The organism is Streptomyces sp. NPDC058872 (assembly GCF_042743065.1).
Classification (GTDB): Bacteria; Actinomycetota; Actinomycetes; order Streptomycetales; family Streptomycetaceae; genus Streptomyces.
Map to the genome: position 1 here is coordinate 188828 of NZ_JBHYMK010000005.1, position 9463 is coordinate 198290.

Genomic DNA, 9463 nt, shown 5'->3' on the forward strand with positions numbered 1-9463 from the left:
GCGCATCGACAGGAGAGTCCCTCGTGCCGAAGTCACGGATCCGCAAGAAGGCCGACTTCACGCCCCCGCCCGCCAAGCAGGCCACCAACATCAAGTTGACCAGCCGCAGCTGGGTGGCGCCCGTGATGCTGGCGTTGTTCGCCATCGGGTTGGTGTGGATCGTGGTCTTCTACGTCACCGACGGCTCCATGCCGATCGAGTCGATCCGGAACTGGAACATCGTGGTGGGCTTCGGCTTCATCGCGGCCGGCTTCGGCGTCTCCACCCAGTGGAAATAGCCGGGGAACGGTAGCTGAGGGGGAAGCGGTCGAGGCGACTTAGCGGTCGCGCCAGCCACTCGTCAAGCTCTCCCCCAAGCTTATCCACAGCGTTGTGCACAGCACTGGATAACTTACGAAGATCTGTGGATAACTCACGCGGAGTTGACGCCGGTATGACCGGAATCACTCTCGCGGAAACGTCACGCGCCCCTCGCCTCCCTGGAGAAATACCAGGTCAGAGGCGAGGGGCGTGCGGTTTCCCCACAGAGCGGAGAAGATCCGCCACACACTGTGGATAACTCTGGGGAAAGCTCACAAGAGAGCTCTTCCACAGCCCTCCACGCTCAGGTGAGCGCTGCCGTACGGGCCAGTACGATCCCCAGGTCGACCAGCAACACCAACAGACAGACCCCGTACTGCACCAGGTCCCGTCGGGCCCGCGGCGCGTGCACCATCGCGTACGTGACCAGGGCTCCGGCGACCAGGCCGCCGATGTGTGCCTGCCAGGAGATCCCCGGACGGGTGAAAGTGAGCAGCAGGGACAGCGCCACGAAGAGGAACACCGGGCGCATGTCGTGCCGCCTGCGCCGGGCCAGCACCGCCCAGGCGCCGAGCAGGCCGTAGACGATGCCGGAGGCCCCCAGCGAGAACTGGTTGTGCGGGGAGAGCAGATAGGCGAGTGCGGAGCCGGACAGCCCGGCGAGCAGACAGAGCGCCGCATACCGGATCCGCCCCAGCTCGGGTTCGACGATCCCGCCGATCACCCACAGGCCCAGCATGTTGAAGAGGAAGTGCGGGATCTCCTGGTGGAGGAAGGCCGAGGTCAGCAGTCGGTACCACTCGCCCTCCGCGACCCCGACCGGTTCACCGGTCGGCAGGATCACGCCGCCGCCGCCGATGAGCGCGAGGTCGTCGACGAGTCGGTCGCCCACCACCTGGACGGCGATGAACAGCGCCAGGTTGATCAGGATGAGGACCTTGGTGACGAGACGGCCGTCCGCCGCCACCCGGCCGCCCGCGAGCGTACGGGGTTGGTTGGCGTCCGAGGCGTGACCGGTGCCCGAACCGTTCCGCACGCACTCCGGGCACTGGAAGCCCACGGACGCGGAGATCATGCACTGCGTGCAGATGGGTCGCTCGCAGCGCGTGCAGCGGATGCCGGTCTCGGCCTCCGGATGGCGGTAACAGCGCACCAGGCCGGGCTGCGTGTCCATGGGCGGTTCCGTCCCTTCCGGTTCAGCGCTTCTCGATCACCACGGACTCGATGACCACGTCCTGGAGCGGACGCTCCGTGTGCGGGTCGGTGGAGGCCGTCGCGATCGCGTCCACGACCTTCCGGCTCTCCTTGTCCACCACCTCGCCGAAGATGGTGTGCTTGCGGTTCAGCCAGGTCGTGGGGGCGACGGTGATGAAGAACTGCGAGCCGTTGGTGTGCGGACCGGCGTTGGCCATGGCCAGGAGATAGGGACGGTCGAAGAAGAGCTCCGGGTGGAACTCGTCGGCGAACTCGTACCCGGGCCCGCCGGTGCCGTTCCCCAGCGGGTCACCGCCCTGGATCATGAAGCCCTTGAGGACCCGGTGGAAGACCGTGCCGTCGTAGAGCGGATCCGAAGAGACCGTGCCGGTGGCCGGGTGCGTCCACTCCTTCTCACCGGAGGCGAGCTCCACGAAGTTGCGGACCGTCTTGGGCGCGTGGAACGGCATCAGCCGCACCTCGATGTCGCCCAGGCTCGTCTTCAGGATCGCGTACAGCTGCTCGGCCACGGTCGCCTTCCGTCCCACGTCGTCACGCGTCGTCTCGCGTCATGTCAGGTCTGTTCCTGGCGTGTCCGATCCTCGCATGCCCCGGATGCCCGCCCCACATGCCGGACCGGGCTCCGGCGGGCATGATTCCGAAAAGGGTGGAAAGGTGAAAAACCGACATCGCCACCGAGGAGGAGGAGTCCTGTGACCCGCATGGACAGCGTGCGCGCCGCGACAGATTCGGCGAAGGAGAGCGTCCTGCACGCCGCGGAAGTGGTGGCGCCGTACGCCGAAACGGCCAAGGACCAGGCGGCGCACTATGCGCACGAGGCGCGGGCGGTGCTCGCACCGAAGCTCTCGAAGGCCGCTCATCAGGCTCGGGCGCAGGCTCGTGTGCAGTACGACGCCCATGTCGCACCGCACGTGCCGCCGCGGGTCGACGCAGCCGCACACCTCGCGGCGGTCAAGACCCGTCAGGCCGCCCGTCAAGCGGCCGACTACACCGTTCCGCGCGTCGAGTACGCGGTTGCCGCCACGGGTCCTGTCCTCGAGGAGGCCGGGGCGCGCTCCACCGCCGCCTGGGCCGCGCTGCGCGGTCAGGTGACGCCGAAGGAGATCGAGAAGATCATGAAGAAGCACGAGCGTCGGGCCAGGGCCGGGCGTCTCGTCAAGGGACTCGCCGTCCTCGCCGTCCTCGCCGGCGGCGCGTTCGCCGCCTGGAAGTGGTGGGACAGCCAGGCCAATCCCGACTGGCTGGTGGAGCCTCCCGCGCCGACCGATGTGGACGAGGACTCCTCGCCGTCGTCCGCCGACGGTGGTGGGACTCCCCTCGACACGGAAACCGAGGCCGCTGCGGAAGCCGCCGACCGCGACGAACGCCGCTGACCCGCCGGGCCCTGCCGGGGGTGCTCACGCTCGGGGGTGTCCGGGCCTCACCGGGGCCCTAAGGGGTCCTGAGGGGTCTTGCTGCGGGTGCTCCCGGAGCCCTCGCCGGGGTCCCCGTCGGGACCTTGGGGTGCTCCACGGGTGCTGCCCGCGAGGTGGTGGGGAGGGTGCGTACGCGTCGTCCGCCCCGCTGCTCAGGCCGCCGCTGCGAGCGCCAGCTCGGTCAGCGCGGCCGGGTCGCCCTCGGCCGCGACGGTGGACGACGACCGCTGCCGGGTGGCGGGCGCGGAACCGTGGGCCTCGGCGGCGATGCGCTGCTTGATGGTGGGCGGCAGGGAACGGTCCCCGACGAGCGGCCACCGGTGCGTCCGCTGTGCCGGTACGGAAAGGGTGCGCTCCGAGGGGACGGAGACCGGCGCGGCGGGTGCGGCCGACTCCTCGGGCTGCTGGACCGCGGGCTGCGGGGAGGCGGCGGCGGTGCCCGCGAGGCCGACGGAGCCGAGCAGGGCGAAGAGGACGGAGAGGAAGACGGTCCAGATCTGCTTGACCTTGGCGGCGGCCATGGCCCCTCACTTTCGTGACGTTCTCGAATGGTTTATTTCGTTTTGCGCGTTTTACATACCTTCCTCATGATGTGCATGCGGGCCGGTTTTCCCCGCACCGACGCCGTCACCGCGCAGTTCTTCCGATGAACACCACCCGTCCGGACCAGCATCGCCCCGCCTCCGGTAGCACCCCGCCCCCGTTACCGCACCGGCCTCCGTGCGGATTGGCCGGTTCCGTGCTGATCGGCCGCCGGGGCCGCCGGCCGAGCAGCACCACCACGAGCCGGACTGCGGGAGTCGCCAGGCGCCCGCCCCAGGACGGGCACGCCCCCCGACCACCGCACCCTTCGGGGTCCGTACGCCCCTCCTGCCCCCAGCAAGGCGGCGTCGCTTCTCCGCGGAAACACGAAAATGCCCTCCGAGACTGCTTTTCGGCAGCTCGAAGGGCATTCAAGAGTGGAGCCTAGGGGAGTCGAACCCCTGACATCTGCCATGCAAAGACAGCGCTCTACCAACTGAGCTAAGGCCCCGGAACGAGAACAGCGTACCGGGTCACCCCCCATGTCAGGCAAAAGGATTGGGTCTCCCGGTCAGCGACCACTCTCCGTAAGATGCTGATCGAGGTTCGCAGTGGCGAACCTAAGGGATGGGGAGAGGGCAATGGACGCAGCGCAGCAGGAAGCCACGGCAAGAGCCAGAGAGCTTCAGCGCAGTTGGTACGGGGAGCCGTTGGGAGCGCTCTTCCGCCGGCTGATCGACGATCTCGGGCTCAATCAGGCGAGGCTCGCGGCCGTGCTCGGGCTCTCCGCCCCGATGCTGTCCCAGCTGATGAGCGGACAGCGGGCGAAGATCGGCAACCCCGCGGTCGTGCAGCGCGTCCAGGCCCTCCAGGAGCTCGCCGGCCAGGTCGCCGACGGCAGCGTCAGCGCCGCCGAGGCGACGGCACGGATGGACGAGGTGAAGAAGTCCCAGGGCGGTTCCGTCCTCACCAGCACGAGCCAGACCGGCCTCGGCACCGGTTCCGGCGCGCCGACCGTGCGCCGGGTGGTCCGTGAGATCCAGTCGCTGCTGCGGTCCGTGGCCGCCGCCGGCGACATCATCGACGCCGCCGACTCGCTCGCCCCCTCCCACCCGGAGCTGGCAGAGTTCCTCCGGGTGTACGGCGCCGGACGGACGGCCGAAGCGGTCGCCCACTACGAGTCGCACCAGAACTGACGCAGGCCCGGTGGGTCGACCGGGCACCGCGGGGAAACGACGCAGACGGGGAGCGGGCGCAACGCGATGGGCGAGGTCTTCGGTGGTCGGTACGAACTGGTCGACCCGATCGGGCGCGGCGGGGCGGGCGCGGTGTGGCGGGCCTGGGACCACCGGCGCCGCCGCTACGTGGCGGCCAAGGTGCTCCAGCAGAGCGACGCCCACACGTTGCTCCGGTTCGTCCGCGAGCAGGCGCTGCGGATCGACCATCCCCACGTCCTCGCCCCGGCCAGCTGGGCCGCCGACGACGACCAGGTCCTGTTCACCATGGACCTGGTCGCCGGTGGCTCCCTCGCGCACGTCATCGCGGACCACGGCCCGCTGCCGCCGCGTTTCGCCTGCGTCCTGCTCGACCAATTGCTCTCGGGCCTCGCCGCGGTCCACGCGGAGGGCGTGGTGCACCGGGACATCAAGCCGGCCAACATCCTCATGGACGTCACCGGCACCGGGCGGCCCCACCTGCGGCTGTCCGACTTCGGCATCTCCATGCGCAAAGGGGAACCCCGTCTCACCGAAACCAACTACGTGGTGGGCACGCCCGGTTACTTCGCTCCGGAGCAGCTCCTCGGGGCGGAACCGGACGTCACCGCCGACCTGTTCGCCGTCGGCCTGGTCGGCCTCCACCTCCTGAAGGGCAGCAAGCCCGACTCGCGGGCTTTGGTCGACCACTTCCTCACCCACGGCACTCCCGGCGCCCCCCAAGGTGTTCCCGAGCCGGTGTGGCAGGTTCTGGCCGGTCTGCTCCAACCCGACCCCCAGGCACGGTTCCGGTCCGCCACGGGAGCGCGCAAGGCGCTCGCCTCCGCCGCCGAGTTGTTGCCGGAGCCGGATCCCGGCGAGGGGCCGGTGGAGGTCCTCGACCGGCTCGGCCCGCTGCCCGCCGGCTTCGGCCCGGAAGGACCGCGGGGGCCGACAGCGGTACCGGTGGAACAGTCCGCCGCGGTGCCGGCCCAGCCGTCCCCACCGGGGCCGACCCAGCCGCCGACGCCCGCCCCGTACCCGCCGCACCGCCCTCCGGCGCAGTTCACGGCTCCCGCACCGGTACCGGGTGCCACCCCCGGAAGCCCTCTGCTCCCCCGCCCTTCCGAGACGGGCAGCTTCCCCCTGCCCCCGCCGACCCCGGTGTCGACTCCCGCTGGTGCGGCGGCATACGGAACGCCCTCCGCCACCCGTGCCGCACCGTTTCCGGTACAGGCCCACGCCCCGGCACCGGCACCTGCCCCGCACACCGGGCCCACGGCCCTCGTACCGGGACGCCGGCCGGGCCCGCCCGCGAAGGTCGCGGTCCCGCTGCTGCTGTTCGCGCTGGTGTGCCTCGCGGTCGGTTTCTGGGCCCTCGGCCAGGTCTGAGGCCGCTCCGCCCGCGGCTCGTCTCCCTCTTCCGCCGGGGGGCGCGGCACCCGGCCTGGCTCCCCCCTCCCGCCGGGAGCGCGGCGTCCGGCTCACGCCCGCCGGCGGGCGAGCAGGGTCCAGGCTCCGAGGACGAGCAGCAATGCGGTCCCGGTGCCGATGCCCACGGTCGCAACGAGCGCCATGGTGCCGTTCGTCTCCGCCGGTGCCGCGTTGGTCCCCTTCTCCGCCGCCTCCCGGTCCCCCGTGGTCACCGTGAACGCCCCGGGATCCCCGTCGTACCCGGGATCCCCCTTCGGGCTGCCCTTGACGGTCACCCGAAGCGTCAGCGGGACCGGGGCGTCGCCGTACTCCGCGGCGATCTTCGGGCTCAGCGTGGCCGACAGGTAGTACCAGCCGGCGAACCGCATGCCGCTGGTGGCGACGTTGTACGAGGTGCGGTTCTCGTGGGCCACCGGCCGGAGCGGGTCGAGCACGAGGGTGGCGGGCTTCCCCGTGTAACTGACCGTCTCCATCTCGACGAAGCCGAGGGCCGGATTGTCGAGCGTGAGGCTGAGCGCGTTGCTCACCAGATCGCCCTTGACGCCGCTGCCCAGTTCGGCGCTGGCGTGGAGCTGCTGCCCCCAGTCGACGGGCACCCGGTAGAAGAGGGTCTGGCCCGGCAGGATGTCCGCCCGCCACTCGCCCTCCCGCAGGGCCACGGCCTCGTGGAACCCGGCGCCGCCCTGCCGTTGCTGCTGGCCTCCGGCCGGCGGCGCGGGCGTGCCCGACGCCCAGGTCTTGGGGAGTTCGGTGGGGCCCGGCTGCTTGAGGAGGGGCTCGGTGACGTGCCGGATCTCCAACTCCCAGTCGTCCGGGGCGGAGGCCGTCGCGGAATCGCGCTCGACCAGCACGTAGTAGGCGCCCTCGGTCTGGCACGTGCTGCTCCCCGGGACGACGGTCCGGCGGGCGTAACCGGCGAGCGGACGGGCGTACTGCGCGGAGGCGAAGTTGACCTTCTGGTAGCTGCACTCGGCGCCGGAGCCGTCCTGGATGCTCACCCTGAAGCCGTCGCCGTACTCGACCTCGCCGCCGGGCGGGGGAACGGCGACGACGGAAACGTAGGTGTTCCGCTCGTTGTCGAGGTTGACCCGGTAGTGGACCTTGCCGTCCTTCTCGAGGCTGTCCCGGTACGTCCGACCGGGCTTCAGCTCCTTGGCGTCCAAGCTGGAGGCGGCGCCCCGGATCCGCTGGGCCGAACCGTCGAAGGCGTACGACGGGACCTCGGGCCCTCCGGTCGCCCGGGCCTGGGCGGGCAGCGCCACCACCGCACCCAGCACCGTGGCCACCGCGATCAGGGCCCCCGCCCTCCGGCCGGTTCCGGTCCGCCCCTCGGTCTGCGTGCTCACGCCTTCTCCCGTTCGTCCCGCCCTGCGCCGCACCCGGCGGAGGCCGATCCACGCCCCCGCGCGCAGCACCCGCGCCCGTCGCTCGCACGACGGGCTGGTGTCGGTCCATCCTGCCCCGCCCGCGCCCTCGGTGTCCGCCGGCATCGTGGATCGGTCCTGCGTCACGGAGCCACGGCGGCAGGACTCCCGTGGTCAAACTTTTGCTTGAGCAACGACTCTATTCACTTCGGCAAAAGCCGGAGGGGTACGGGGTATTGCGCTCCCGAAACGGTGAAGCCCCGGTCCGCTGGCGCGGCCGGGGCTTCATCCACAGTGTGTGCGTCGCTCAGACACCGGAACCTGCGGGCACGGAGTCGGTCGCCTCCGTCCACAGATCCTGCTCGGCGCGATCCGCCTGGATCTGGCGGTACACGAGGAGCCCGCCGATGGCGGCCAGTGCGACCAGGAGAAGCTTCTTCACCGCGCGACCTCGTCTTTCGTTGACGTAGGAGACTTCTGTCGCCCACTCTACACATCGACCGATACCGATCGGTGACCTGTACCGGCCTCAAACCTCGCACAAACAGAACGACCCGGATGGAGGAACCATCCGGGTCGATCGTGCTGTGGGGCTAACAGGATTTGAACCTGTGGCCTCATCCTTATCAGGTCGATCACAGTGACCCTGGGACCTCGCCCAACACGCTCCGCGTGTCGTCTGGCCTGCCGCTGACGTTCGGCGTCGATCGGCGAGATTCGCGCTTGTTGGTGTCAGCCGCTGATGTCAGGCGCCAGACGCGTCTTGACAAGACAGGCCACGCATCGTCGCTATCTGAGTCTGTGTAGCTGGTGCCGCGCAGGCCGCGGCGTATACCTTGTGGGCCTCTGAGGACTGTCTTTCGCTTCGTCACCGACTGCTCCGATCATGGTGAGCAGCCGCCGCGCTTGCAGATGCGTAACGTGGAAGGACCTGTACTCCACGTTCCCGCTGTCGTCTTTGACCTGAACCTCTACAGCCGCCGGCGCGTTCTCAGCGCTGCGGGTACGGGTGTACCTCCAGGTAGCCAGACCCGCGAAGCCTGCTCCAGCGGCACCGACAACGATCGAGATCACTGCGATCGCATCGTTCATATCTATCCCTTCGCTGCCGCCCACGCCGACAGGCTTCCCAGGGTGATGCACAGCCCAAAGCTCACCAACACGAGGGCTACGGACAAGGTATCGGGCAGCTCCTCAGGCACCTTCGCAACCCGTAGATACGCAATGAGGGCGGGAAAAAAGATGAAAAGCAAGCAACCCGTCATGATGAACTTGTAGGCCGTGGCGCTCGTCCTCAATGGGGTAACGATGAGGTCGTAGACGCCTGCAATGGCTAGGAGGACCCCAGTAAGAACGAGCTCCGGGCTTCCGACGATGCGCGCCGGGCCCGGATGGGGAACCTTCCCTGCAGCCCAGGGTACGAGTACGACCGCCAAAGGCGGAAGCGCGACGACCACCGTCCAGAGGAACATCCGAAGTCTGCCCCGGAAGAGATCCAAGAGAGGATCTTCAGGTTCTCGCTCAGGAATCGGGAGGGGTAGCTGCGGCTCCGCAACCTGTCTCGGCTCCCCGGCCTGGCGCGGTTCCGTATCTCGTCGTTGTTCTTCGTCCCGTCGCTGTCTCACATCCCGAGGCTGGCGCCCCGACTGAAGAATGCGGAGGATCTTCACATTTCAGATGTTACCGTCGATGTGAGCGGCTGCACTTCGTAGCGAAGGTCAGCGGAACGGCTTTGGGCTGGAGCTGCCACGCCGGCCCTGCCGACCACTCGCCCGGCTCCCATCCCGTCTGCCGTCGACCCACACGTACGTGGAGCGGGCGCGGGTCCTGGCGTCCAGGTGGAGCGCGCCACTGTACGAACGACCTGGACGCCAGGACCCGTGTCTGCTCGGCTCTGCCTGGGTCGACGGCAGACGGGATGGGAGCCCCGTTACCTTTTCCGTGGCCCTGAAATGGGGCTCCTGGCCTCCGGGCCCGGCATGACTGTTGCCCCCTGTCGAAGGCATGACCTGGGGGGTGG

At 69.4% G+C, this 9463-nt stretch carries 10 protein-coding genes and 1 tRNA gene; 4 read left to right on the forward strand and 7 right to left on the reverse strand.

All coding sequences use genetic code 11. The features are described 5' to 3' along the window. Positions 1 to 23: 23 nt before the first annotated feature. Positions 24 to 278: a cell division protein CrgA gene (gene crgA, locus ACFW22_RS05095; protein ID WP_384875300.1), complete on the forward strand. Its 255-nt coding sequence runs from the start codon at positions 24 to 26 to the stop codon at positions 276 to 278. A 326-nt stretch (positions 279 to 604) separates the two neighbouring features. On the opposite strand, the gene ACFW22_RS05100 is transcribed toward crgA, so the two are convergent. Then, complete coding sequence (locus tag ACFW22_RS05100; protein WP_386399019.1) at positions 605 to 1474, reverse strand: rhomboid family intramembrane serine protease; 870 nt, start codon at positions 1472 to 1474, stop codon at positions 605 to 607. A gap of 22 nt (positions 1475 to 1496) precedes the next feature. Continuing rightward, positions 1497 to 2024, reverse strand: coding sequence for a peptidylprolyl isomerase (locus tag ACFW22_RS05105; protein WP_386399022.1), 528 nt, complete (start codon positions 2022 to 2024; stop codon positions 1497 to 1499). A gap of 183 nt (positions 2025 to 2207) precedes the next feature. Between ACFW22_RS05105 and ACFW22_RS05110 the strand changes: the two genes are divergently transcribed. Continuing rightward, positions 2208 to 2888, forward strand: a complete 681-nt coding sequence (locus ACFW22_RS05110; RefSeq protein ID WP_386399025.1) for a DUF5324 family protein — start codon at positions 2208 to 2210, stop codon at positions 2886 to 2888. 194 nt (positions 2889 to 3082) lie between these two features. Here ACFW22_RS05110 and ACFW22_RS05115 read toward each other — a convergent pair whose 3' ends face one another. Continuing rightward, the gene (locus tag ACFW22_RS05115) at positions 3083 to 3451 is read right to left on the reverse strand and encodes a DUF6344 domain-containing protein (protein WP_386399028.1); all 369 of its coding nucleotides are present in this window, start codon (positions 3449 to 3451) and stop codon (positions 3083 to 3085) included. Between the two features lie 439 nt (positions 3452 to 3890). Further along, positions 3891 to 3963: transfer RNA gene (locus ACFW22_RS05120), tRNA-Ala, on the reverse strand. A gap of 130 nt (positions 3964 to 4093) precedes the next feature. Between ACFW22_RS05120 and ACFW22_RS05125 the strand changes: the two genes are divergently transcribed. After that, entirely contained in the window at positions 4094 to 4648 is a 555-nt protein-coding gene (locus tag ACFW22_RS05125) for a helix-turn-helix domain-containing protein (protein WP_386399030.1), read from the forward strand. Positions 4649 to 4714: 66 nt separating this feature from the next. Continuing rightward, a complete protein-coding gene (locus ACFW22_RS05130; RefSeq protein ID WP_386399032.1) occupies positions 4715 to 6037 on the forward strand; it encodes a protein kinase in 1323 nt (440 codons plus the stop codon). A gap of 92 nt (positions 6038 to 6129) precedes the next feature. Here the strand turns inward: ACFW22_RS05130 and ACFW22_RS05135 are convergent, their stop codons facing one another. The 3 genes from ACFW22_RS05135 to ACFW22_RS05145 form a co-directional block, all read right to left on the reverse strand. Further along, positions 6130 to 7425 (reverse strand): hypothetical protein, encoded by a 1296-nt coding sequence (locus ACFW22_RS05135; protein ID WP_386399035.1) that lies wholly within the window; start codon positions 7423 to 7425, stop codon positions 6130 to 6132. A gap of 325 nt (positions 7426 to 7750) precedes the next feature. Then, complete coding sequence (locus tag ACFW22_RS05140; protein ID WP_003958712.1) at positions 7751 to 7885, reverse strand: DLW-39 family protein; 135 nt, start codon at positions 7883 to 7885, stop codon at positions 7751 to 7753. A gap of 652 nt (positions 7886 to 8537) precedes the next feature. Next, on the reverse strand, positions 8538 to 9113 hold the full coding sequence (locus ACFW22_RS05145) for a hypothetical protein (RefSeq protein ID WP_386399038.1): 576 nt from the start codon (positions 9111 to 9113) through the stop codon (positions 8538 to 8540). Between the last annotated feature and the right edge of the window lie 350 nt (positions 9114 to 9463).

What these genes read in the sequence shown, in the direction of transcription:
- ACFW22_RS05100 (WP_386399019.1), bottom strand. Translation starts at nt 1,474, where the DNA reads ATGGACACGCAGCCCGGCCTGGTGCGCTGTTACCGCCATCCGGAGGCC.
- ACFW22_RS05115 (WP_386399028.1), bottom strand. Translation starts at nt 3,451, where the DNA reads ATGGCCGCCGCCAAGGTCAAGCAGATCTGGACCGTCTTCCTCTCCGTC.
- ACFW22_RS05125 (WP_386399030.1), top strand. Translation starts at nt 4,094, where the DNA reads ATGGACGCAGCGCAGCAGGAAGCCACGGCAAGAGCCAGAGAGCTTCAG.
- ACFW22_RS05130 (WP_386399032.1), top strand. Translation starts at nt 4,715, where the DNA reads ATGGGCGAGGTCTTCGGTGGTCGGTACGAACTGGTCGACCCGATCGGG.